This is a genomic window from Agarivorans sp. Z349TD_8 (genome assembly GCF_050870825.2).
In the GTDB taxonomy this organism is placed as follows: domain Bacteria; phylum Pseudomonadota; class Gammaproteobacteria; order Enterobacterales; family Celerinatantimonadaceae; genus Agarivorans.
On sequence record NZ_CP194037.2, the window covers coordinates 4,464,038 to 4,488,807 of the forward strand.

At 45.5% G+C, this 24,770-nt stretch carries 23 protein-coding genes; 10 read left to right on the plus strand and 13 right to left on the minus strand.

The genetic code is table 11. The features are described from left to right. Positions 1-73: 73 nt before the first annotated feature. The gene (locus ACRRS1_RS20190) at positions 74-559 is read right to left on the minus strand and encodes a MarR family winged helix-turn-helix transcriptional regulator (RefSeq protein WP_432455722.1); all 486 of its coding nucleotides are present in this window, start codon (positions 557-559) and stop codon (positions 74-76) included. A gap of 123 nt (positions 560-682) precedes the next feature. Here ACRRS1_RS20190 and ACRRS1_RS20195 point away from each other — a divergent pair, with 123 nt between their 5' ends. The 7 genes from ACRRS1_RS20195 to ACRRS1_RS20225 all read left to right on the plus strand — a co-directional run bounded on the left by ACRRS1_RS20195 (position 683) and on the right by ACRRS1_RS20225 (position 7,178). After that, a complete protein-coding gene (locus ACRRS1_RS20195; RefSeq protein ID WP_432455721.1) occupies positions 683-1,588 on the plus strand; it encodes a DMT family transporter in 906 nt (301 codons plus the stop codon). Between the two features lie 2 nt (positions 1,589-1,590). Then, a complete protein-coding gene (locus ACRRS1_RS20200; RefSeq protein ID WP_432468858.1) occupies positions 1,591-2,184 on the plus strand; it encodes an NADPH-dependent FMN reductase in 594 nt (197 codons plus the stop codon). A gap of 386 nt (positions 2,185-2,570) precedes the next feature. Further along, a complete protein-coding gene (locus ACRRS1_RS20205; protein ID WP_432468857.1) occupies positions 2,571-3,521 on the plus strand; it encodes a LysR family transcriptional regulator in 951 nt (316 codons plus the stop codon). Positions 3,522-3,595: 74 nt separating this feature from the next. Further along, entirely contained in the window at positions 3,596-4,621 is a 1,026-nt protein-coding gene (locus tag ACRRS1_RS20210; RefSeq protein ID WP_432455718.1) for a TRAP transporter substrate-binding protein DctP, read from the plus strand. A 55-nt stretch (positions 4,622-4,676) separates the two neighbouring features. Beyond that, positions 4,677-5,150, plus strand: a complete 474-nt coding sequence (locus ACRRS1_RS20215) for a TRAP transporter small permease (RefSeq protein WP_432455717.1) — start codon at positions 4,677-4,679, stop codon at positions 5,148-5,150. Then, positions 5,150-6,427, plus strand: a complete 1,278-nt coding sequence (locus tag ACRRS1_RS20220; protein ID WP_432468969.1) for a TRAP transporter large permease — start codon at positions 5,150-5,152, stop codon at positions 6,425-6,427. The genes ACRRS1_RS20215 and ACRRS1_RS20220 overlap by 1 nt, the downstream gene beginning before the upstream one ends. A 4-nt stretch (positions 6,428-6,431) precedes the next feature. Then, positions 6,432-7,178 carry a M15 family metallopeptidase gene (locus ACRRS1_RS20225; protein WP_432455716.1) on the plus strand — a complete coding sequence of 249 codons (747 nt, stop codon included), beginning with the start codon at positions 6,432-6,434 and terminating at the stop codon, positions 7,176-7,178. A 14-nt stretch (positions 7,179-7,192) separates the two neighbouring features. Here the strand turns inward: ACRRS1_RS20225 and ACRRS1_RS20230 are convergent, their stop codons facing one another. Further along, positions 7,193-7,906 carry a PEP-CTERM sorting domain-containing protein gene (locus ACRRS1_RS20230; RefSeq protein ID WP_432455715.1) on the minus strand — a complete coding sequence of 238 codons (714 nt, stop codon included), beginning with the start codon at positions 7,904-7,906 and terminating at the stop codon, positions 7,193-7,195. A gap of 222 nt (positions 7,907-8,128) precedes the next feature. Between ACRRS1_RS20230 and plsB the strand changes: the two genes are divergently transcribed. Then, positions 8,129-10,522, plus strand: coding sequence for a glycerol-3-phosphate 1-O-acyltransferase PlsB (gene plsB / locus ACRRS1_RS20235; RefSeq protein ID WP_432468856.1), 2,394 nt, complete (start codon positions 8,129-8,131; stop codon positions 10,520-10,522). A gap of 6 nt (positions 10,523-10,528) precedes the next feature. Here plsB and ubiA read toward each other — a convergent pair whose 3' ends face one another. Together ubiA and ACRRS1_RS20245 are read right to left on the minus strand one after the other, a co-directional pair. After that, positions 10,529-11,368, minus strand: a complete 840-nt coding sequence (gene ubiA, locus ACRRS1_RS20240) for a 4-hydroxybenzoate octaprenyltransferase (RefSeq protein WP_439033360.1) — start codon at positions 11,366-11,368, stop codon at positions 10,529-10,531. 31 nt (positions 11,369-11,399) lie between these two features. Beyond that, the gene (locus ACRRS1_RS20245) at positions 11,400-11,954 is read right to left on the minus strand and encodes a chorismate--pyruvate lyase family protein (RefSeq protein ID WP_432455713.1); all 555 of its coding nucleotides are present in this window, start codon (positions 11,952-11,954) and stop codon (positions 11,400-11,402) included. Positions 11,955-12,177: 223 nt separating this feature from the next. On the opposite strand from ACRRS1_RS20245, the gene ACRRS1_RS20250 reads away from it, so the two are divergent. Then, entirely contained in the window at positions 12,178-12,579 is a 402-nt protein-coding gene (locus tag ACRRS1_RS20250) for a flagellar basal body-associated protein FliL (protein WP_432455712.1), read from the plus strand. On the opposite strand, the gene glpG is transcribed toward ACRRS1_RS20250, so the two are convergent. The 9 genes from glpG to prlC all read right to left on the minus strand — a co-directional run bounded on the left by glpG (position 12,560) and on the right by prlC (position 22,534). Beyond that, positions 12,560-13,402: a rhomboid family intramembrane serine protease GlpG gene (glpG, locus tag ACRRS1_RS20255; RefSeq protein ID WP_432468855.1), complete on the minus strand. Its 843-nt coding sequence runs from the start codon at positions 13,400-13,402 to the stop codon at positions 12,560-12,562. The two genes, ACRRS1_RS20250 and glpG, sit on opposite strands and share 20 nt — an antisense overlap. After that, positions 13,399-13,725 carry a thiosulfate sulfurtransferase GlpE gene (gene glpE, locus ACRRS1_RS20260; protein ID WP_432455710.1) on the minus strand — a complete coding sequence of 109 codons (327 nt, stop codon included), beginning with the start codon at positions 13,723-13,725 and terminating at the stop codon, positions 13,399-13,401. The genes glpG and glpE overlap by 4 nt, the downstream gene beginning before the upstream one ends. A gap of 211 nt (positions 13,726-13,936) precedes the next feature. Further along, positions 13,937-14,638 carry an ABC transporter ATP-binding protein gene (locus ACRRS1_RS20265; protein WP_432455709.1) on the minus strand — a complete coding sequence of 234 codons (702 nt, stop codon included), beginning with the start codon at positions 14,636-14,638 and terminating at the stop codon, positions 13,937-13,939. A 20-nt stretch (positions 14,639-14,658) separates the two neighbouring features. Next, complete coding sequence (gene livG / locus ACRRS1_RS20270) at positions 14,659-15,423, minus strand: high-affinity branched-chain amino acid ABC transporter ATP-binding protein LivG (protein WP_432455708.1); 765 nt, start codon at positions 15,421-15,423, stop codon at positions 14,659-14,661. Beyond that, positions 15,420-16,691, minus strand: coding sequence for a high-affinity branched-chain amino acid ABC transporter permease LivM (locus tag ACRRS1_RS20275; protein ID WP_432455707.1), 1,272 nt, complete (start codon positions 16,689-16,691; stop codon positions 15,420-15,422). Before ACRRS1_RS20275 ends, livG begins: the two co-directional genes overlap by 4 nt. Then, positions 16,688-17,614, minus strand: a complete 927-nt coding sequence (livH, locus tag ACRRS1_RS20280; RefSeq protein ID WP_432455706.1) for a high-affinity branched-chain amino acid ABC transporter permease LivH — start codon at positions 17,612-17,614, stop codon at positions 16,688-16,690. The genes ACRRS1_RS20275 and livH overlap by 4 nt, the downstream gene beginning before the upstream one ends. A 101-nt stretch (positions 17,615-17,715) precedes the next feature. Continuing rightward, the gene (locus tag ACRRS1_RS20285) at positions 17,716-18,834 is read right to left on the minus strand and encodes a branched-chain amino acid ABC transporter substrate-binding protein (protein ID WP_432468854.1); all 1,119 of its coding nucleotides are present in this window, start codon (positions 18,832-18,834) and stop codon (positions 17,716-17,718) included. Between the two features lie 498 nt (positions 18,835-19,332). Then, positions 19,333-20,418, minus strand: coding sequence for a mechanosensitive ion channel family protein (locus tag ACRRS1_RS20290; protein ID WP_432468853.1), 1,086 nt, complete (start codon positions 20,416-20,418; stop codon positions 19,333-19,335). Between the two features lie 82 nt (positions 20,419-20,500). Continuing rightward, positions 20,501-22,534 (minus strand): oligopeptidase A, encoded by a 2,034-nt coding sequence (prlC, locus tag ACRRS1_RS20295; RefSeq protein WP_432455703.1) that lies wholly within the window; start codon positions 22,532-22,534, stop codon positions 20,501-20,503. 185 nt (positions 22,535-22,719) lie between these two features. Here prlC and ACRRS1_RS20300 point away from each other — a divergent pair, with 185 nt between their 5' ends. Then, complete coding sequence (locus tag ACRRS1_RS20300) at positions 22,720-24,735, plus strand: ATP-binding protein (protein ID WP_432468852.1); 2,016 nt, start codon at positions 22,720-22,722, stop codon at positions 24,733-24,735. The last annotated feature ends 35 nt before the right edge of the window (positions 24,736-24,770 follow it).

A 24,770-nucleotide genomic window follows, 5' to 3' on the forward strand; every position in this document is an offset into this window, starting at 1 on the left:
ACTTCACTATGCTGAAAATAAAACGGAGCGTTGACCACAAGCCGGCACCGTTTTTAAGCGTTGTTCAGGCTGCTTATAAACCCTCTGAGAGCAGTAGCTTTTTAAGTAAACCAGCGAGTTGTTGTTGCTCTTTTGGATCCAGCGGACTCAGCATTTTGTTCATATTGGCAACATGAGCGTTAAGTGCTTGGTCGAGCAAGACTTGGCCCTGTTCAGTGAGTCTCACCTTGCAACTACGTCGATCCTGCTCACTGGCAATCCGCTGCACCAAGTTACGTTGCACCAGCTCTTCAATACGTTTGCTTACCGCACCAGACGAGATCATCAGCGTTTGATAAAGCTGAGTCGGCGTCACGGCTTCGCCACTGCGGCGCATCGTTGCCATAATATCGAACTCAATATTGCTTAATCCATACTGGTTAAATATCTGGTCTAGCTGGTGTCGCCACTGACCGTGAGTTCTACCTAAGCGTCCCACCACTCCCATGACCGAACAATCTAAATCAGGTCTCGCCACTCGCCATTGAGCGAGGATCTTATCAACTTTGTCTTCCGGCATATTTATCTCTCTGGTAAAAATCTTTTGTAAAAGATACTTGATTAAATCAACGGCATCCATTACTTTTAAGAAAGTATCTTCCAAGGAAGATAATTAACCCTATTATTGCTATCGAGGTCCATCATGAGCCCCAGTCAATCACTGAAGAATATTATTTTATCCGCCATAGCACCCATTATTTGGGGCAGTACCTATATTGTGACCACAGAGTTACTTCCCCCGCACAGCCCACTGATTGCAGCCTCTCTGCGGGCACTTCCCGCTGGCATTTTGTTAGTACTGTTTAGCCGAGCCTGGCCTAAGACGGGCTGGTGGTGGCGCATTGCCAGCCTCGGCTTGTTAAATATTGGTCTATTTTTCTATTGCCTATTTTTTGCCGCGACTTATTTACCCGGTGGTATGGCGGCTTTGGTGATGTCAATTCAGCCACTATTGGTGATTGGTTTAAGTTGCTTACTATTAGGCAACCGGATCTCATCGGCGCAACTTTTTGCTTGCGGATTAGCCATTGGCGGGGTCGCACTACTCGTTCTCAATAACCAGGCTCAGCTTAATTTGGCTGGCATTTTGGTGGCGACTCTTGGCACCATCAGCATGGCTTTAGGCGTGGTGATGACCAAGAAATGGGGGCGCCCCAGCGGTATGACCATGCTTGGATTCACTGGCTGGCAACTCTTATTTGGCGGTTTAATGTTATTCCCTATCGCGCTTTGGCAAGAAGGTTTTCCCAGCCAACTCTCGACGAACAATTATCTAGGCTATAGCTATCTAAGTTTATTCGGTGCCATGATCGCTTACTCACTTTGGTTTCGTGGGATTGAAAAACTGCCAACGGTAACGCTGTCATTTATCGGTTTTTTAAGTAGTGTATCGGCCTGTTTTCTAGGTTACTTACTGCTCGACCAAACGCTAAGCTGGCCACAGCTGGTTGGCGCATTCGCGATTTTGTTATCCATTGTATTGGCGACGCCTCGTGCACCTCGCCAAGCAAATCCTCTCAAGTTTCAATCTCAAATATGTAAGGAGTAACAATGAAAATTTGTATTATTTCTGGTAGCCAACGTGCTCACTCATACAGTTTAAAGGTGGCTAATTACCTGGAAAAACTAAGCCTCAGTCATTTTGAACAGGCCAGTGTTTTCGATTTACATCAGCTCAACTTGCCGTTTTGGAATGAAGGCTTTTGGAGTGGTAGTGAAGAATGGCAAGCTTGGCGACCCATTGCCGAATCCCTGAAACAGGCCGATGCTTTTATTTTCATCACGCCAGAGTGGCATGGCATGGCAACGCCCGCACTCAAGAATTTTTTACTATTATGTAGCGACCAAGAGCTAGCCCATAAACCTGCACTGCTCGCCAGTGTATCGGCCAGTATTAATGGTGTTTACCCAATTAGTGAACTTCGCATGACCGGTAACAAAAATAATCATGTTTGCTTTTTGCCGGACCAGCTAATATTTCGCAACTGCGAAACGCTATTTAAGTCTGATTTATGTTGCGAAGATGCTCAGTTGCACCAGCGTAGCCAATATAGCATGCAACTACTTGCGGCATACGCCCAAGCGCTCGCTCCGGTGCATCGAGAGATGCTAAAGCTTGGTGAAACATTTCGTTATGGGATGTAGTGAATGAATCACCTCGCGACCATGCCTTACTTTGAGTGCCGTTTTTGCAGCGTTTTGTTCATATCTGATTAAACACCAAACAGTCCTGTTTATCTTACTTGGTCAACCAAACCATTCATGGTATCGATAAACAGGCTCGCCTCACTGATACCTTCTCACCTTCCACCAGCACTGGCTTTACCTGCTTACCCGTCCCCTTTGGCTGCTCAAGTAAGCAGAACCATGATTTAGCGATCTCACTTTTAATGATTTTAATCACTTATTAAAGCGGTGTATGGTGAGATGGCAAAACCATATGCTGATGCGCCAAACAACATGGCCACAGAAAATAGAATGGCTCAATCGACACGCAAAAAACAACATCACTCAAAGAAGAAAGTACCGCGATGAAACAACTAAACCCTAGAGCACTTGAATTTTTAAATGCAATCGAGCGCTACGGTTCGCTGCGAAAGGCAGCTGTCAAACTCAATGTTGATCCGTCGGCGATTAGCCGAGCACTCAGCCAACAAGAAGAGAAACTCGGTGTCAGTATTTGGGATCGTGCCAATAACAACAATTTAATTACTCCTTCTGGCCAAGAGCTACTGCACTACTTTAGAAGAATGCAAGCCAGCGAGGCCGTCACTATCTCCAAAATTCATGACTTACTCGGCTTACGCGCTGGCGAGGTAAGGCTCGCCATTGGCGAAGGTTTTATCACCGACCTCATATCAACCTCACTGCAAAGCTTTCTCAATCAATATCCAGGAATTCAACTGAGCGTGCAAATGGCTGGTGCCAAGGAAGCCATTCAACTGCTAGAAGACGACCAAATCGACTTTGCGGTTACTTATGCCTCGGTGAATCAACCCAGCTTTTTATGCCATATCGAAACGATTCACCCCTTAGATATTATTGCCCCAATCCACCACCCTTTAAGTCAACTCAAACGCAAAATTGACATTCGTGAAGTGGTCAACTTTCCCCTAGCCCTAATCGATCAATCTACAGGCATGGGTCGCTTAGTGAATATTGCTGAAGAGACTGGCGGGATTTCTCTAGTGCCTCGTTTACGAACTAACTCGGTCGCGGTGTTAAAAAACTTTGTCTCTTCTGGGGCAGGGATCACTTTTATGCCTCGCTTAACCGTTCAATCAGAAGTCAACGAGGGCACTATTGCGGTTGTCGAGACCAATCACGATATTTTGTCACAAGCCAAAGCACGGGTACTCAGTAAAAAAGAGCGTGAGCTTACCTTACCGGCAAAAGCCTTGCTCACCCATTTACAAAACTCAACTCAGTTTCTTAATCACGATGCGCCGCAAGATATGTTGAGTTTTTTGCAACACGAATGATATTGATTGATCAACAACACAACATATAAGGTGCTTATACACCCATAAATTGCAATATGAAAAAAGGAATCGACATGTTTAGCAGTTTAACTACTCCGGTAACAAAGCGTTTGTGGTCAGCCAGTGCCGCGTTAGGTATTGGTCTTCTATTCAGCAGCGTACTGTCTGCTCAAACCATTAATTTAAGCTATAACGGTGCGCCCGATGCAGACAAAAATGCAGTACACCTATTTGCGAGTAACTTAAAACAAATTCTCGCAGACAAAACCCAGGGAGAACTTCAATTAAAGCTTTATCCCAATAGTATGCTCGGCGAAGAAGAAGAACGCATGGAACAGGTGATGAATACCCCCAGCCTGAACATTGCTTCTTTTGGCGGGATCTCACCTCAGTTCCCTGAAATCTTTGTCAGCGCCATCCCTTTTATGTTTGGCACTTTCGAGCAGGCTCATCAGTTTTTTGATCAAGGTGAATACTGGAAAAGCGCCCAACAAGAATTTTACAAGCGCACCAATACTCACCTGTTAGCCGTCGTTGAAGAAGGAGGGTTCTTAGCCTTTACCAACAATAAACGTCCAATCCACTCTCCTGCTGATTTCAAAGGCTTACGCTTCCGAGCCATGGACAAAAGCCAGGTCGCATTATACGAATCATTTGGCGCTTCTGGCACACCGATCCCATGGACCGAAGTCTATATGGGCTTACGTACCGGCGTTGCCGATGGTCAAATGAACCCACCAATGTATATCATTTTGGGGAGTCTGTTCGAAGTACAACAGTACTTAACACTGGCCAACATTCAATACTCCGATCAGTTCTTAGTGGCCAACGATGCACTACTCAAAAGCCTTAGCCCTAAGCAACGTAAAGCTTTAGAAGAAGCGGTAAACCAAGCCAATGGCATGAACCGCGAAGCTGTTGAATCACAAGTCGAACAGCGAATTCAATTCTTGGCAGATAAGGGGATGCAAGTCTATCGTCCTAGCGCACAAGAACTGGCCGCATTTAAAGAAATTGGTCAGCCCTCTTATTTAGCTTGGCTTAAAGAACAAAACATCGATACAAAATGGATCGATATGGCCCTAAAAGACGCCCAATAAGGTCTCCCTTCCCCAGTAGATGAGACGCCTTAGGGCGTCTATATCGGATATAAATATGAAACACGCTATTCTTGAACGCTTCGCCAACTTGATGTTAGCCATTGCGGTCATCGCTTTTAGTTTAAATTTACTCACATTATTCTACGGCGTTTGTGCACGTTACCTGCTAAATAGTGCGCCAATATGGACCGATGAATTCTCACGGTTTGTCATTATAGCAACGGTTATGCTGGCTGCAGGAGCTGTGTACTTAAGAGATGAACACATGCGAGTCTCCATCATTGAGCGCTATCTTCCCGTAAAATTAAATCGAGTTTTGCATTGGTATCGGTGGTTACTGATATTGACGATTGCAGGCTTTTTTAGCTACACCAGCGCCCACTATGCCATCTCTCTATCTCGTTTTCATACGATGGGCCTAGGCATTAGCAAGACGATTCCTTCGTTAAGCCTTCCAATTGGTTTTGCCGTACTTTTTGTTTTGGCGCTACTTCGTGGCCCCTACCCAAATAAAGGAGCGCTCTCGTGATGCTCGTGGCCATGTTATTGGTTTTTTTGATCCACGTATTACTGGGTCTGCCGCTGTTCATTAGTCTGATATTGACGGCGATTACTGGCTTTTACTTTGTTGACCTGAGTTTATTGCCACGCATGCTACCCCAACAATTTTTTAGCGGAATTAATGTGTTCTCCTTAATGGCGATCCCCTTATTTATTCTCGCGGGTAATTTAATGAATGCCGCAGGTCTGACGCCGAAGTTGATGGATTTTGCTAAATCTTTAGTCGGCCATTTACGGGGCGGTTTAGGCTATGTAAATGTGGTCTCTAGCATTTTCTTTGCTGGCGTCAATGGCTCGGCCGTAGCAGATACCTCTGCCCTCGGGTCACTGTTAGTCCCCGCAATGAAAAAAGACGGCTACTCAACCGCTTATGCTGCAGGTTTAACTGCCGGTAGCTCCTTAATCGGACCGATCATTCCCCCTAGTATCTTTATGATCCTTTATTCATCGGTGACCAATACCTCGGTGGGGGATTTATTCTTGGCTGGGGTGATTCCAGGCATTTTATTGGGATGTGCGTTTTTGGTAATTAATTATTTTTACGCCAAAAAAGCCAATTTAAGTATTTCATCGCAGCGCCCTTCGGTGAGCCGAGTGTTTAAAGCCTTAGTTGCTGCAGGCCCAGCCCTCATTGCCCCACTGATCATAGTAGCCAGCATTGTATTTGGCTTTGTCACCCCGACCGAATCTGGGGTCTTGATTGTGGTTTATGCCCTGCTAATCGGCCTGATCAGCCGACAACTCACGATCAGCGGGGCGATGCTGGCCTTAAAAGAGACCGTGATATTAAGCTGCGCTATTTTCATCATCATTGGCGCATCATCGGTGGTTAGCTGGTTACTCGCCTATGCGCAGGTTCCCAATCAATTTGCCAGCGCATTACAACCCTTTGCTGAAAACCCGACATTGGTACTATTGCTGATTAGCTTAATCACGTTTATCACGGGAATGTTAATGGAAGAAGTTTCGGCATTAATGCTACTGACGCCTGTATTTACTCCCATCGCACTACAAGCTGGGGTTGACCCGATCCACTTGGGGATCATCATTACCATGAATATTACAATTGCTTTAATCACCCCCCCCATGGGTGCTTGCGTTTATGTTGCAGCAGCCGTCAGCAAATTAGATTTACATGAAATGTTTAAATCCATTTGGCCCTTCGTGTTAATTGCGCTAATGGTGTTATTGCTGTTAATTTTCATTCCGTCGCTAACTCTTTTCCTTCCCAGTTTATTTAAGTAATCTCATGAATCATTTCGTTACCAGAACTATTCCAGAGCAAGCGCTACCGGATTGGAAAGCGCTCCAAGAAATCCAAATTTGTGACAATAACGAGCCACTCGAGCCAATGAGTTTGTCTTCATCGATCAAGGTTTATCCGGCCTATCATAAAATGCAAATTCGCCATGCAATTTCAGAGTGTTTTGTTCGCGCTTCAGTCTTCGAACGTCTGATAGAAGCTGAGAAATTACTCCCAACTGGTATTCATTTGGTGATATTAGATGCTTGGCGTCCATTTCCAGTTCAACAATACTTATTTGATACGCTAATGAACTTGATGGAGCATGCGAATCCCGAACTCAGTCCGCAACAATGCAATGATAAAGCGAGAAATCTAGTATCGCCCCCCAGCACCGATCCCAAGGCTCCAAGTCCGCATCTAACAGGCGGATCGGTAGATGTGACCTTGTGTGACCAACATGGTCGTTTGTTAAACATGGGAACTCTGTTCGACGAAGCCAGTGACGACTCATGGACCGCTGCACTCGAACGGCCAGCTTTAAGTAAAGCGCTACAGTTGGCACAGCAAAACCGACGTTTACTTTACCACGCGATGACTAACGCTGGTTTTAGCAATTTAGCCAGTGAGTGGTGGCATTATGACTATGGAAACCAGTTGTGGGCTCTAGCCACACAGCAAAGTTGTGCCTTTTTTGGAGCCACTCGACCCAGTGGTATCGAGCGGCTCTGGCAGCAACAACTACAACGATAAATCGATTTTAATCCCTATGCTGCGATGCCCTGCCTGCAACAGAACGCATCGCTTAACTTTAAGGGCTTCATTCGCTGACGACGAAGCCGATAAAACATGCCTCCGACAAGCATAAATAATAGCAGGCTGGCGGGCTCATCCACCGTGGTGGCGGCAGCCACAATTAATACCGGATTGATATCGATCCAATAATAATCATTTTCATTTTGCACCAAAGGGCTTAAGAAAATAGTTGTGATTTCTGCTGGGGTTAATAAGGTAGAGCGATTCAAGCTTGGATTCATGAGGTAATTACCCGAAAGATGAGGTAAACCTAGGTTATGCCCTAATTCGTGCGCCAGCAGCTCGGCGCCACTCCAACCCGCAGCAAATGTAGATTCAACCACAAAGTCATTTCCTCGGTATTCACCGCAGCCAACGATACTTGCCGAGGTGAAACTGCCACAGGCGCTAATCGTATCAATGAAATAGAAGTTCACCACATTGGCGGGGCCTTGGTGCAAACTAAATAACTGGTTCACTTCGCTACTAGCCGTGATATCCAAAAACTCAGGATACACCAGCTCGGTGGCAGTACCGATACGAATATCGATGATTTTGCTACCAAAATTGGCTTGCGAATAGATGGCATCTAACTGCGCCTCTTTCGTCGTAATAAAGGCCGCATGCACCATATTTGGCAAGACAGCGAGAAAAAAAACAGCAATGACTCTAAGGGAAACGCTCATGACAATCCTTTGACTGATATATCGAGTTAATAAAATGTTAACGGCATTACACATAATAGTGCTGCTGACCGCATTAAGCCAATCATACGGAGCTTTTAAACAAAGCTCTAGCGCACAAAACACTTGACTTAGGTCAACAGATTTCACAGCTAGTTGCAGCCAATTTTTAAGAAGTCTGCTACCCTGCAAGGTGTATCCATTCACCAACATAAGTTCTTTTAAATGTTACACTTGCCCTCTCCAATTTTGGCGATTTTACGTTCAAGCATTCGCTTTTTTACCCGCGGGAAATTTATTCCTGAAAATCCAATCGACGAGTTTTCTTTAGACTTGAGCCAACCGATCATTTATGTGATCCCCAGCGCATCTTTAGCTGATGTACTCACCTTGCAGCTCGCCTGTAAAGTACTAGGGCTACCAGATCCCTTGACGCCAGTCAGTTTCGCAGGGGAAATTCATCAGCGAGTGGCCTTTTTATGCGATCGACAGGGCGAGACCTCGGAAGCGACTATCAAGCAATTCACTCAGGCATTACGCGCTCATCACAGTGAACAAAACCACGATGTGCAATTAATGCCTGTAAAATTATTTTGGGATCGCTACCCTGGTCGGGAAAGCGTTGATGATTTAATGAGTGGCAAATCCAAGCGGCCCGCGGGTCCAATCAAGAAAGCTTGGCAAGTGGTGTTTAAAGGTCGCGAGAATTTAGTTCGCTTTAGTCACCCGGTTTCCTTGAAACAAATGGCACAACGCCATGGTGCCGACCAAAGAATTGGCCACAAGCTGGCAAGAGTGGCACGGATCCACTTTAGCCGTATGCAGATGATTGCCACTGGTCCGAAGTTGCCCATCCGTCGTCATATGTTTGAACAATTACTCGCCTCGCCGACCATTCGCGCCGCGATCAGCGACGAAGCCAAAAACAACCACAAAAGCCAAGCTGAAGCCAAACAAACGGCTCTCAGATATCTTGAAGAAATTGCCGCCGATTTTTCCTATCGTAACCTGCGTATGGCTGATTCAGTGCTAAGTTGGGTATGGAATAAAATCTATTCAGGAATCGAAGTAAACCACGCCGAAAAGCTTCGCCAGCTGGCACAAGAGGGTCATGAAATTGTGTATGCCCCTTGTCATCGCAGCCACATGGACTATTTACTGCTCTCCTATGTGCTGTACCACCAAGGCATGGTGCCGCCACACATCGCCGCCGGGGTAAATCTAAACTTTTGGCCTGCGGGGCCCTTTTTCCGCCGAGCGGGCGCATTTTTTATTCGACGCAGCTTTAAGGGCAACAAACTATATTCAACCGTATTTCGTGAATACCTTAGCCAACTATTTAGTCGCGGCTACTCGGTGGAATACTTTACCGAAGGAGGCCGCAGTCGAACGGGTCGCTTATTACCCCCCAAAACCGGAATGCTCGCCATGACCGTACAAGCCATGATGCGTGGTTTGGAGCGCCCGGTCACCATCGTACCGGTTTATTTTGGTTATGAACACGTGATGGAAGTAGGCACTTACTACAAGGAACTCAAGGGAAAAACCAAAGATAAGGAATCCTTGCTTTCGCTATTTGGCATGTTAAGCAAGCTGCGTAATTTTGGCCATGGTTACGTCAATTTTGGTGAGCCAATTAACCTCAATCAACAACTCAATCAAATTGCACCACAGTGGCGAGAGAGCCATGAAGAGGGCTTGAAACCGCAATGGTTGGTTCCGGCAGTGAATCAAGTGTCTAAGCAACTCATGGAAAACATTAACAGCGCCGCAGCGGTGAACGGTTTGTGCTTAAGTGCCATTATTTTACTGGCTGCAGAAAATCGCGCTCTGCCGCGTAATCAACTAGCTAAACAAATCAGCCTTTGTAGCAGCCTGATCCGTAATGTGCCCTATAGCACTCATGTTACATTGCCAGACTTAGATGCGGATTCCCTATTGGAACAAGCCATTAGTTTGAACAAATTTGAGATCCGGGAAGACGATTTAGGCAGCATCATTGGTTTGGATGAAAAGCAGCAGGTTTTGTTAAACTTCTATCGCAATAACATCATTCACCTATTGATCATCCCAGCCTTTATTGCCGCCGTGTTATTACAGCATCGCAGCATTGGCCGATCTCAACTAGTCAGCCTACTCGAAGAACTTTATCCGCTACTTAAAGGAGAGCTGTTTTTACACTATCAAGTAGATGATATTAGCCAGTTATGCGAGCGTTATTTAGCTGAATTTGTCGCTTTAAAGTTAATCAGTGAAAACGGAGAGTGTTTTAAAATAGACAGCCACCGTCGTGGCCGTTTGCTACTACTGGCGCAGATTGCCCAAGAAAGCTTACATCGCTATGCCATTGTGGCGGCTTTATTGGCAAAACGACCGCACCTGACTCGTAGCGAGCTGGAACAACAAGCTTTAGCCGCCGCTCAGCGCTTAGCCAAGCTGCACCATATCAATGCACCGGAATACTACGACAAACGCATCACCAGTAGTCTGTTGGCTCTATTCCGCGAACATGGCTATAACCAAGTGGAGGTGGCTGAGAACCTATTTGGCAAACTAGCGCCACTGTTAGCCGATGGCGTCTATGATTCGATCAGTGAATTACTCGATCTCGAGACTTAATTTAGTCTAAGCGGCAAACCACGCCAGCCATCCATAGTGGCTGGCAATACCAATAAATATCACCAAACCAACATAATTATTATTGAGAAACGCACTAAAGCAGGCTTCCCGTTGCCGATAACGGATTAATTTCTGTTGATAGACAAACAAAGCCGCCGCCGCTAACAAACCAATATCGAAGGCTAAGCCTAATTGCTTTAAATAGGCGATCGCGGCAAAACAGCACAAACAAGCCAACTGTAATAAACCGATTATTAGTTTGTCAAAACGACCAAATAAAATCGCGGTCGACTTTACCCCTATCTTCAAGTCATCTTCACGATCCACCATTGCATACTTAGTATCATAAGCAATCGTCCAACAAATGTTGGCTAATAATAACAACCATGCCTCAGGTGCAATCTGACCACTTTGGGCGGCATAGGCCATCGGAATACACCAACCAAAAGCCACCCCCAAAAATAGCTGTGGTAGATGAGTAATCCGCTTCATAAAAGGGTAAATTGCCGCCAATGCTAAAGCCACAACCGATAAGGCAATGGTCAGCAAATTTTGGGTCAGAACCAATAGAAATGCCAAAGCCACCAGGCCAATAAACAAGCCAAGTGCCTCGCGTTCAGAAACCAGCCCTTTAACTAAAGGGCGCTGAGCGGTGCGTTTAACGTGACCATCGACCTCACGATCGGCATAATCATTCATCACACAGCCAGCCGATCGCATTAAAAACACGCCTAATACAAAGACCAGCAACACCGACAGTTTAGGTGGTCCTTCAGCCGCCAACCACAAAGCCCACAAGGCAGGCCACAATAACAATAAGGTACCGATGGGTTTATCGGCGCGCATCAGCTGCCAGTATGGGTGTACTTTGATCAAATCAAGCACGATCGACTCCTTGATAAGCTAGGCTGGCGGGTAAAAAAAACTCAGCTACGAGTAGCGGCGCACCAGCTAATAGAAAGCGAGAGCGTCGCCCCCACAGCGGCTGCTTTGGCCCAACACTTTGCTGAAGCGCAGAATGCGCATCAACTTGGCACAGCTCTAAAGTTTGTCGCTGACCTTTGTCGGTAAACAATAACTCTCCTAAAGAGTTGTTTTGCAAATAACTCACCGCTGCAGCCTCTCCCGCTAAAGAATCCTGCGGAACGACGCTACGTGCATATACCCAAGGTAAGTCATCACAGCACAGTAAGACCTCTCTGACCCAGTAAGGCCCCTCACAATCCAAAGCCTGCCGTTCAGCCTCGGTAATTTCCAAATAGCCTTCAAATAACACCTGGATGGAAAAATGCTGGCAATGCTGGCGCAAACGTGCGGTGAGCGAACCAGGATAAAGTAACCAATCAGCTAAAGCAGTTGATTCTAATTCAACATTTTGTGGCTGTTGCCAACGACCATCGGCCTGATAAGGATAAGGCTGTTTTGAGTTCACTGGTATTACTATTGTTGAATAATGGCCTTATTATCCGGCAATTGACAGATTAAAGTAAACTCCCGATTCGCCCATTATGCTATTCTTGCGCGGTCACGATTGCATTTGCTTTAGGCTCTTTTCAGCAACGATAAATTATTGACTAAATTTAACTGCGCAGCTTGACCAAACGCTCGATAGCACAAACAATAAAGCTAGGACTATCAAGGAATCAAAGGATCGTATGAAATTTAGCCAAGCATTGCTTATAACATTTAGTTTGTTATTCTCCACCGTCATCAAGGCCGAAGAAGCGGGTAATCCTAGCTATGCCTATTTTGCGCTAGAACCGGATATTATTACGAACTACATTAGCACAGGGAAGAAGCTAGGCTACGTGCGAATTACCGCCGACATCATGGTAGAAAACGCAGGGGATTTAGCCAACATTGAGCATCACGCCCCACTGATCCGCGACGCGATCATTGAAATTTTAGGCCATCAAGCCGAAGAAGATGTAAAGTCCTTAACTGGCCGAGAACAAATTCGACAGATGTGTGAAGAGGCAGTGAATGACCTCTTAGTGCAAGAAACCGGTAAAAAGCTGGTCAATAAGTTACTGTTTACTAAATATCTTTATCAGTAAACTTATCAAATACCGCCTGAGCACAACCCACGAATAAGCCAAACAGATGGGCCAGATTCGCCGTAGATGGCCCAATTACATCCATAAAGCCAATCACCAACCAGACCAACATAAAGCCCACAATTGAAGGGCTTAACTGCAGCCCAGCTTTAGGACGTAGCCACCCCGTAAACCAGCAATACCCCAACAATGCATACACCACCCCAGATAAGCCCCCAAAATACGGTCCGGAAGCCAGTAGCTGTGCTACATTGGGGATCACTGCTGCGACAATCGTAATCAATAATAACTTAGAGCTTCCTAATTGACGCTCGATCTCTCCACCTAATTGCCACCACCACAGGCCATTAAACACGATATGAACAATTGAAAAATGTAAAAAAATCGGTGTGATGACCCGCCAAAACTGGGTTGAAGCGAGCATACTCAGCTGAGGAGTAATAGTCAGGTGTTCAATAAAATAACGATTAAAACCGAAGCTCATTAGTGCATAAATCACGGCTGATATCAGCAATACCAGCAGTGTCACCGGACCCGCATGAGCCAAAAAGGAGTTTTTAATCACCCCCGAGCCACCATAAGAAAATGAGGCTTTGCGACTGTCGGCCATAGTCCATGAAGCCGCATGATATTTTTCAGCATTCGGATTAGCTAAAAACTGCTCTAATTCAATTTCCGCACGTTCAAGCTGAGACTCATCGTTCAGCATAATCGCCACCCCTCGCTCCGCGGGTGCGAGTTGACACTCAATATGCAATACTGCCATATAGTCTACATAGGCCTGTGCCGCGCGAGGATTCGCCAGGACGATTAATTGCTTCACTCTGCTTCACCACTGGTGATCGGAGCCTTTACACGCCATGCTTCAAAGCCTCCCTGCAAGCTATAGACTTCTTCAAATCCTTGCTCTAATAAATACTGTGCCGCCCCCTGACTAGAAATACCGTGATAACACATCACAATTAGCGGCGTATCGTAGTCGGTATTTGCTAATAATTGATTAAGGCTACCGTCGTGAAGGTGAAAAGCATTCACTGGGTGCGCTTGAGCAAAGGACTGCGGATCACGCATATCTAATAGTAGCGCCCCAGCATTGCAAATTTTATCTTGAGCGCCATTTACGTCGATTTGTTCAAATTGTTCCATGATGATCCACTGCGAGCTATTTTGCCCACTTTAACTGGTTTACGCACAAAGAAAAAGAGACAAAACGAAGGGGATATAATGCCAACCGTTTGCTTGGGGCGCTGCAGATTCGGCATTCAGAATAATCAGTACTCATCTTTGTCACTAGCATGTTCTCGCATAAAAAAAGCAACCCGAAGGCTGCTTTAGCTTTGTGTATGAACAACCGAGCCTAGGCACCTAGATACGCCTTACGCACCTCTTCGTTCACCAATAAATTATCGCCAGTGTCTTCTAACACAATACGACCATTTTCCAGAACATAGCCTCTATCAGCCAGCCGCAGCGCTTGGTTGGCATTTTGCTCCACTAAAAACACCGTCATCCCACGTTGGCGTAATTGTTCCACGATATCGAAAATATGTTGAATAATAATCGGGGCCAAACCTAAAGAAGGCTCGTCCAATAACAGCAAGCGAGGGTTACTCATTAAAGCACGACCAATCGCCAACATCTGCTGCTCCCCTCCCGACATGGTGCCCGCCCGTTGATTGACTCGTTCCAATAAACGCGGAAACAAGACATACATTTCTTGGATCCGTTGCTCGGTTTCCTGTTTACTCGCAAAAAAGGCCCCCATTCGAAGATTTTCTTCAACGGTGAGGCGCGAGAATATTCGTCGTCCCTCAGGAACCACCGCAATATCACCACGCATAATGTCATGGGTTTGGCGGTGGGTAATATCTTTACCATCAAACCATATCTGACCACTGCTAGCTCGAGGATCACCACACAAAGTCATCAATAAAGTGGTTTTACCCGCGCCATTGGCGCCGATCAGACTGACAATTTCGCCTTCATTTACCTTCACACTAACATCATGTAAAGCTTGAATCGGGCCATAGTGAGTCGATACATTTTTTAACTCTAACATTCGTCGTCTTTGCCTCGCCCTTAAAACTCACCCAGATAGGCTTTAATGACCTCAGGGTTGTTGCGGATCTCTTCCGGTGTCCCATTCGCTAAGGGACAACCTTGGTTAACCACGTAAATCCGATCTGAAATACCCATCACCAATTTCATATCGTGCTCAATCAGCAATACCGAGACCGATTCATTGGCCCGCAGATCCATGATCAGCCGATCCAAATCATCAGTCTCCTTAGGGTTAAGGCCTGCCGCAGGCTCATCTAGCATCAAGATTTCGGGACGGGTTACCATACAACGAGCTATCTCTAAACGACGCTGTTGGCCATAGGCCAGATTACCCGCCTTACGGTTGGCGAATTCAGTCAACTGAACTTTGTCTAACCAGTATTCAGCAAACGCTAAGGCCTCCGCTTCACTCTTCTTAAAATTTGGAGTTTTTAATAAACCGGCAATAAAGTTGGTATTCAAGTGACGATGTTGGGCCACCAACAGATTTTCTACCACCGTCATATCTTTGAAAAGACGTACATGCTGGAAGGTACGCACAATGCCTTTACGGGCGATTTGGTGTCCGGCCAAACCTTGTAAGGCTTCGCCTCGATATAAAATTTGTCCACTGGTGGGTTTGTAGAAACCGGTTAAGCAGTTAAATACCGTGGTTTTCCCCGCACCATTGGGACCAATCACCGATACAACTTCTTTCTCTTTGAGCTTCAGCGCGACATTATTCACCGCCAATAAACCACCAAAACGCATGGTGAGGCCATTCACCTCAAGCAACTGACTCATGCCTTAGCTCCCTCTTTTAACTGAATATGAGGTCGAGACATTGGCAATAAACCTTGGGGGCGCCACACCATCATAAATACCATCATTAAACCAAACATCAGCATTCGGTACTCATTAAACTCACGCGCCATTTCTGGTAACACCGTCATGATAATCGCGGCTAAAATCACTCCAACTTGTGATCCCATTCCCCCTAAAACCACAATTGCTAAAATAATCGCAGATTCGATGAAGGTGAACGACTCAGGGCTAATAAAGCCCTGACGGGCCGCGAAAAAACTACCAGCAAAACCGGCAAAAGCAGCACCAATGGTAAATGCGCTGAGCTTAACCACCGTTGGATTTAAGCCTAAAGAACGGCAGGCAATTTCATCTTCACGTAGTGCTTCCCAAGCCCGACCAATCGGCATTCTTAACAAGCGATTGATCACAATCACCGTAAGCACGACCAAAAGTAGCGCCATCAAGTATAAGAAAATCACCTTATATTCTGAGTTATAACTAATACCAAAGAAGTTATGGAACGTATCAAAACCTTCACCTTTTAGGCGACGGTTAAATTCCAAACCAAACAAAGTTGGCTTCGGTACACCGCTAATACCGTTAGGTCCGCCAGTTAACTCGGTAAGGTTATTCAGCAATAAACGAATAATTTCTCCAAAGCCGAGGGTCACAATGGCTAGATAATCACCGCGTAAACGCAATACCGGAAAACCTAATAAGAAACCAAACAGTGCCGCCATGCCGCCGGCAATTGGTAGGCAAGTCCAAAAACCAAAACCATCGGCACTCAGTAAGGCATAGGTATAGGCTCCTACCGCATAAAAACCGACATAACCTAAATCGAGCAGACCGGCTAAGCCCACCACGACATTCAGTCCCAAACCCAACATCACATAGATGAGGGTTAAAGTCGCTAAATCCACCGAACCACGGCTAACAATAAAGGGCCAGATGATCGCCCCAGCTAAGGCGAACGAGACCAACAAACGATAAGCCTTAGGACTTTGCTCGGGACTCGGCAATTTAAAATTAAACTTATTCGCCGAGCGTCTTAACTTTGCTTTACCAAACAGCATGGGGTGAAATAGCTGACTAAAAAATACCACCGCCGAACCAATAAATAGCCACTTTAGATGTTGTGGCTCGGCCAACGCCAGATTAAGTCCACTGCTACTAGGTTCCATTCGGATCCCTAACAGCCATCCAGCCAACAACATAAAGGTAATGGTGGAGATTAATGCTCCGGGGAGATTGAGCTTACTCATACTTTCTCAACCTCCGGTCTTCCTAACAGGCCCGTTGGCATGAACAGTAACACCAGGCACAGCAAACCAAAGGAAACCACATCTTTATACTCGGTACTAAAGTAACCAGCGGTAATCGCTTCAGTAATGCCTAACAACAAGCCTCCAACAACCGCTCCGGGTATCGAACCAATACCGCCTAATACCGCCGCAGTAAAGGCTTTTAAGCCAGCCATAAAACCGATATAGGGATTGATAACACCGTAATAAATCCCCAACAACACTCCTGCCACCGCCGCTAAGGCTGCCCCAATCACAAAGGTTAAGGAAATCACTTTATTGGTGTCGATCCCCAATAAATTGGCCATACCAATATCTTCAGAACAAGCACGGCAGGCACGTCCCATTCGCGAATGGGTAATAAAGGCCGTTAATCCGATCATCGTGAGGAAAGTCACCACAAAGATCACCACTTGCATGTAGGAAATGGTTAAATTGAAGCCGTCGTCAGGGCCAAATGTCCAGCCGCCAGTAATCAGACTCGGCATCGCGATATCACGACTTCCCTGAGATAAACGCACCAGATTTTGCAAGAAAATAGACATCCCAATCGCCGAAATCAAAGCGATCAAGCGGTTACCACCACGCACTGGCCGATAAGCCACTTTCTCGATGGTCCAACCATAGGCGCTGGTAATAATGATGCTAATGGCAAAAGCACCAAATAATAAAATCGGCAGGGAATCCAAGCCCATCAGCGATAAGGCAGCCAATACGATGAAGGCAACATAACTGCCTATCATATACACTTCACCATGGGCGAAGTTAATCATGCCGATAATGCCATACACCATCGTGTAACCAATGGCGATTAAGGCATAGGTACTACCAACCGTTAGTCCATTGACTAACTGTTGAAAAAAATAGAAAAATTGCTCAGACATAACGATCCCAATCTAATGGCTTGAAGCCATTAATTAAGTGTCTTTTAAAACAGAAGAGACCAGCTAGCGCCGATGACACTAGCCGGTCTGATATTCACAAATTACTTAGCGATAGACGATGTGCCGTCGGCATGCCATGTGAATACACCAAAATCGAAACCTTTAAGATCGCCTTTGCTATCCCACTGCAGTGGTCCCATGACCGTGTCAACAGTATTAGCGCGAAGATAAGCCGCCACAGCGTCTGGCTCATCACCCGCACCATTCACACCAGCAACAATAGATTGCATTGCCGCATAAGCAGTCCAAACGAAAGGACCGGTAGGATCTTCTCCTTTCGCCACCAAGGCGTCCACGATTGGTTTGTTGGTCGGTTCTAAGTCATATTTTTTCGGTAAGGTAACTAACAAGCCCTCAGAAGCTGCGCCAGCAATAGCAGAAATATCTTTGTTTCCAACGCCTTCAGGCCCCATGAAAGTGGCATCTAGGCCTTTTTCTGAGGACTGACGCAGGATCAAACCAAGTTCTGGGTGGTAACCACCGTAGTAGACAAAATCGACTTTTTCTTTCTTCAGCTTAGCAATCAGCGCTGAGAAATCTTTATCACCCGCAGTCACACCTTCAAAAGCAACCACATTCACACCCGCCGCTTCTAACTCGGTTTTCACTGAGGTGGCGATCCCTTCACCATATTGTTGTTTATCATGGATCACTGCGACTCGTTGTGGTTTAACGCTAGTCGCGATATAACGTGCGGCCGTTGGTCCTTGGTCACTATCGAGACCGATGGTTCGAAAAACCAACTGATAGTCGCGAGTGGTAATGTCTGGGTTAGTCGAAGCGGGCGTAATCATTAATACACCTTCATCTTCATAGACATCTGAAGCAGGTTGAGTCGCGCCAGAACACAAATGACCCACTACATATTTAATGCCGTCGTTAATAATTTTGTTGGCAACCGCCACCGCTTGCTTCGGCTCACATGCGTCATCGTAGACAACAGCTTCAATTTTTTTACCTTTTAAGGCCCCCGCTTGGTTAAGTAAATCAACCGCAACGCCAACACCGGTAAATTGCATATCGCCATATTGTGCCACAGGCCCAGTTACAGGCCCCGCAACCGCTATCTTAATTGTGTCGGCAGCATGCGCTACTGATACCGCGCCAAATAGGGCTAGCGAAACTGCCAAGCCGGAAGCTGATTTTGTCCATTTAGTCATTAGAAACTCCATGTTAGCTTTTTTGTTATCTATTGTGTGTTTGCAGGAGTTCGGCGCATCAACCCTTGGATGCTATTCTCACCCCGTTGGCTGATGTTTTACCCTATACACAAGGCCTTTAACAAGTCGACGTTCCTGTAGCCCCCCTAGCGGCAGAGGATTTGACAACTTATTCAACCACAGCTATCAATTCATCCAGACCACATGCAGATAGTTTTGCTACATAAGCAGTAAAATGAGCTACAAATAGATCTAAATTAAGCATTTTAGTCTTATTTTTTCTAAATATACTGCAAGCCTGCTAAATAACTAATTTTTGAAGAGCTTTATTGGATTTTTACAGCATAAAAATACCGTCAGAGTGTTTATCACCACTAGATTAGGCTATTTTGCCGTTCTGCTTATTGAAGATTTAGGCTAGTAAAAAGAATAACTATGCAGCCGAATGACACATAAATGAATGCAGCTGCATTCATTTATGAAGCAAGATGACTGAATTTACTTTGAATTAAGTGGTTCATTATTCGCAAGGTGCAGGGTTCGCGTAGGAAAAGCAAACTCGGCACCGTTGGCAAGCACAATATCAACCACCTTATTCAACACATCTTGTTTTACCTGATGATAAAAAACCCAATCGGTAGTTTTAGTAAAAGTATAGATAAAAAAGTCGAGAGAAGACGCGTTAAAACTATCGAAGTTCACCATCAAAGTTTGATTGGTATCAATCTCCGGATGTTGACGTAACATCGCTTCGACATCACTCACCACTTTGCCTAGCTTCGCCGCATCAGCATAACGCAAACCGATGGTTTCTTTAATTCGACGATGGCTCATCCGGCTGGGGTTTTCTACCGCGATACTAGAAAATACCGAATTAGGCACATATAAGGGACGCTTATCGAAGGTACGGATCTGCGTCACCCGCCAACCTATTTTTTCAACCGTTCCTTCAATGCTGCGATCTGGTGAGCGGATCCAATCACCGACCTTAAAGGGCCGATCAAAATACACCAACAAGGCCCCAAAAAAGTTAGCGAGTAAATCTTTAGCGGCCATACCGACAATCAAACCGCCCATACCGCCGAAGGCTAGCACCCCGGAAATACTGAAGCCTAGGGTTTGAAAAACGGCTAGCAGCAATATAATAATCACACTGGCACGACACAACTTCGCCACCGCCTGTACCGTCGTTTTATCCTTACCTTCGCTGATCAACTGCTGCTCTGCACAACCCACAAAGCGCATCGCGACCCAAGCCAATAGAAACACCATCATCACTTGGCGCAGCACCGGGATCATCGGCAGTAAGTCCGATCCTAGAGCCTTGGCAAACGCGGTTGCCACTAAAGACAAGCCCACCACCGCGATCATCCAGTTAATCGGCTTCCATAATGAAAACCAAATTGCATCGTCCCACACGGTCTTGGTTTTAGTGGTTAAACGGCTTAAACGTCCCGCAAAAATACGCCAAATAACAAAAGCAACTAAGGTCAGTCCCAACACAACCAATACGTCAAACCACCAATTCGAGGTCGCTAATACGGCTTGTTCGTGTTCTAACCACAGCGCGATATCTTCAAACATAGCTTCATCCAGTTCTAATCTCAGACAAACAAAACGCGGCCTAAGCCGCGTCATAAAACTAACTTAAAACATCAAAATGAGGCTAAGCAGCAATCCCCGAATGACGAAGTAAGGCATCTACCTTAGGTTCTCGCCCTCTAAAGGCCTTAAACAGTTCCATCGGTTGCTGCGAACCACCTTTCTCCAGAATGTTATGCAAGAATTGTAAACCCGTTTCAGCATTGAAAATGCCTTCATCTTCAAATTTTGCAAATGCGTCAGCAGATAAGACCTCGGCCCATTTATAGCTGTAATAACCCGCGCTATAACCACCAGCAAAAATATGGCTAAAGCTATTTTGGAAACGATTGAAACTCGGAGGATTGATCACCGAAACCTGTTGGCGCACTTCATCCAGACGCTGCTGCACACTGCGACCCTCTGCGAGTTCATAATGTAAACGGAAATCAAACAATGAAAATTCGAGTTGGCGCACCATCGTCATCGCCGACTGGAAATTACGTGCCGCTAACATTTTATCTAACATCTGCTGCGGCAAGGGCTCGCCCGTCTCATAATGCCCAGAAATAAAGGCTAAAGCCTCACTCTGCCAACACCAATTTTCCAAAAACTGGCTCGGTAACTCAACCGCATCCCAAGCCACGCCATTAATACCCGATACCGCCGCTTCATCCACCTTGGTCAGCATATGGTGAATGCCGTGACCAAACTCATGGAATAAAGTAATCACTTCATCGTGCGTGAATAAGGCTGGTTTATCGCCCACAGGCTTATTAAAGTTACAGGTTAAATAAGCGACTGGCTTAACCAACTGTCCATCTACATCCACTCGGCGGTCGATACAACCATCCATCCAAGCACCGCCACGTTTATGTTCGCGTGCATATAAATCTAAATAGAAAGAACCGCGCAGCGTTCCACTATCATCACTAATGTCAAAAAAACGAACGTCTGGGTGCCAAGTATCAACTCCCTGCCGTTCACTCACTGTCACCTTAAATAGGCGATTCACCACCTCAAACAGACCACTCAATACTCGATTTTCGGGGAAATAAGGGCGTAACTGTTCATCGGAAATAGCGTAGGTATGCTGTTTTAATTTTTCTGAATAGTAGGCTATATCCCAAGCCGCTAACTCATCAACCCCATGATACTGTTTGGCAAAAGCTTGCAACTCGGCTAACTCTCGCTCCGCCTGCGGCTTAGAGCGTGCAGCCAAGTCTTCTAAAAAGCCTAATACCTGCGCTGGAGATTCAGCCATTTTAGTGGCGAGTGACTTATCCGCGTAACTGGCAAAGCCAAGCAGCTGGGCTAACTCATGACGTAGTGCCAATTCTTCATCAATTAGTCCGCTATTATCAAATTTCTGCTCAGTGCTTGCTTGTTCAGAAGCGCGAGTACTAAAGGCTCGATACATTTCTTCACGTAGCGAACGATTGTCGGCGTAAGTCATCACCGGTAAGTAACTCGGGAACTCCAGCGTGAGTAGATAACCCTCTAAATCTTTTGCTGCAGCGGCTTGTTTGGCGGCAGCCAAGGCCGAATCCGGTAGCCCGACTAATTCGCTAGATTCGGTAATATGTTTTTGCCAAGCCAGAGTAGCGTCTAATACATGATTGGAAAATTGTGATGAGAGTTCCGACAAGCGTTTCACTATTTCACCGTAACGCTGTTGCTGCTCAGCCTCCAATCCAATACCAGATAATTCAAAGTCTCGTAGTGCATCTGTAACCGATTTTTGCTGGGCTAAATTATAATCAGCAAACGCTTGGCTGTCGGCTAAGCTTTTATAGGCTTGATAAAGCCCCTTGTGTTGGCCAACAAAGGTGCTGTACTCAGACAGTAGCGGGAGGCAGGACTCATAAGCTTCGCGTAGCTCCTGACTATTGACTACCGAATTACAGTGGCTAACCGGTGACCACAAACGACCTAAGCGGTCATTCACTTCATCGAGAGGCAAAATAAAATTTTGCCAAGTAGGCGTGGCTTCTTTTAACACCGAATCGATCGTCGCTCGGCATTCTTCAATCACTTGCTCTACCGCAGGCTGCACATGCGCTGGCTTAATCTTGCTAAACGGGGGTAATCCGGGTAAATCAAGTAAAGGGTTACTCATAAAAGATCCTTAAAACTGAAGATATATTAGCTATAAATAACATATTTTGGGGTTAATTATTTGTAAATCAACCCACCCTCACGATTTGGACGTTTCACATAGCCTCGATTTAGACTATGATTTCTCAAAGGAATAATATGCTTTCTTGGTTTAACGATACTTAGACCAACAGGACTCGCTTATACATGGATAATAACTCTCAATCCACAGAGACTAGTGATCACGGGCTGTGGAAAAAGTTAGCTTTAAATAAAGGAGCCAACAGCCTTTCCTTGCGCATGTTATCCTACATTCTTATTTGCTCCACCCTGCTTGCTCTGATCATCACCCTGATTCAACTTTATTACGATTACAAGCAAGATGTGAAAGTCATTGAAGAAAGTATCGATCAGATTGAAGTCAGTTTTCTACAACCAATTGCAGCCAGCTTATGGAACCTTGATGAAGAACAAGTCGAGGTACAAATTGAAGGCATTATGAACTTGCCTAATATGCAATATGTATTGGTCAAAGAAATCTTAGGTTCTTCTGAAGTCCCACTATTAGCACGTGGACGTTCAACCAACCAATATGATCTATCTCAGGAATTTGATCTTATTTATCAAGACGAGATGGTTGGAAAGCTGTTTGTCGCCGCCTCTTTGGAACAGGTGTATGAGCGCTTATGGCAAAAAGCGATGCTGATCCTCATTAGCCAAACCGTGAAAACCCTCGTGGTATCCATCGGTATTTTATTCATCATTTATTACGTGATTGTTCGCCACATCAATACCATTGTGGATTACACCCGCAACCTAGACCTCGACAATCTAGGCGCACCACTAAAAATTAATGCTAAGGGTAAACAACGCAACGATGAGCTGGGCGAATTGGTCAATACTCTCAACCAAATGACCCGAAAAATTGACCACGAATTTGCCCAAAAATTAAAAGCCACCGAGCAATTAGCTCATGAGCGAGACTTCTCCGCAACCGTCATCAACTCAAGTAATGCGGTGATTGTGACCTTAGACAATCAGCTCAATGTATTAACCGTAAACCCTGCTGGTGTGCTACTCACCGGCTTTCATCAAGAAGAACTAATCGGCCAAAACTGGCTGAGTGTATTTGTCGACAACGACCGGCGCGACAAAATTGAAGCCGATCTCCGACAGTTAAGGGTGATCCAAGATCAAGAATTAACGCTCACCGATCAGGTGAACAATCAATATACTTTACTATGGACCTTTGTTCCCTTTTACGAAGGCAACCATGTCTCTCGCATGATCGCCTTTGGCGATGATGTGACTCCACTAAAACGGGTTGAAAAAGAAATAAAAACCCTCAACGATGAGTTGGAACAAAAAGTAAAGTCACGAACCGAGCGTTTAGAGGAGAGTAATCTCCAGCTTGCTAGTGCTTTCGATAAACTTAAAAATGCACAACAATCCTTAGTGGAAGCCGAGAAAATGGCCTCCTTAGGTGGCTTGGTGGCAGGGGTCGCTCACGAGATTAATACCCCAATAGGCATTAGTGTCACTGCCGCATCTTACTTACAAGAGCAAGGCAAACAACTCGAAAAGAACATTGAAACTGGCAAGTTAAGCCGTCGCTATATGGAAGAGCTAATCAGTAACTTACAGCAATCGACTGAGTTATTGCTGAACAATTTACGTCGTGCCTCTGATTTGATTAGTAGCTTCAAGCAAGTTGCCGTCGACCAAAGCTCCGAAGCCTGCTACACCTTTAATCTCAACGAAAATGTTAATCAGGTGATCACCTCTTTAGGCCATAAAATTCGTCGTTCTGGTTGCACGATCAAAGTGGATTGTCCCAGCGATTTAGAACTTTATAGCTTCCCAGGCAGCTTTACCCAGATCTACTCAAACTTAATCCTCAACTCGATTAAACATGGCTTTGAGGAATGGGACGGCGAAAAACAAATCAATATTCACATCTACCGGGAAGGTGAACAACTCCATCTCGATTATCAAGACACTGGTCGTGGGGTGGAGAGTAGTATTGTAAATCGTATTTTCGACCCCTTTGTCACGTCTAAACGCGGTCAAGGTGGTAGCGGCTTAGGTACTCACATCGTTTATAATCTCGTGGTGCAGTTACTGAAAGGCCATATTTCCTTCGATAGTAAGGAAAATGAAGGGGTTAAGTTCTTCATTCGTTTGCCTTATCAATCGCAAAAACAGGTCACAAAAGCTGATTAACATCTGATACAGCTACAGGCTATACTGCTGCAACA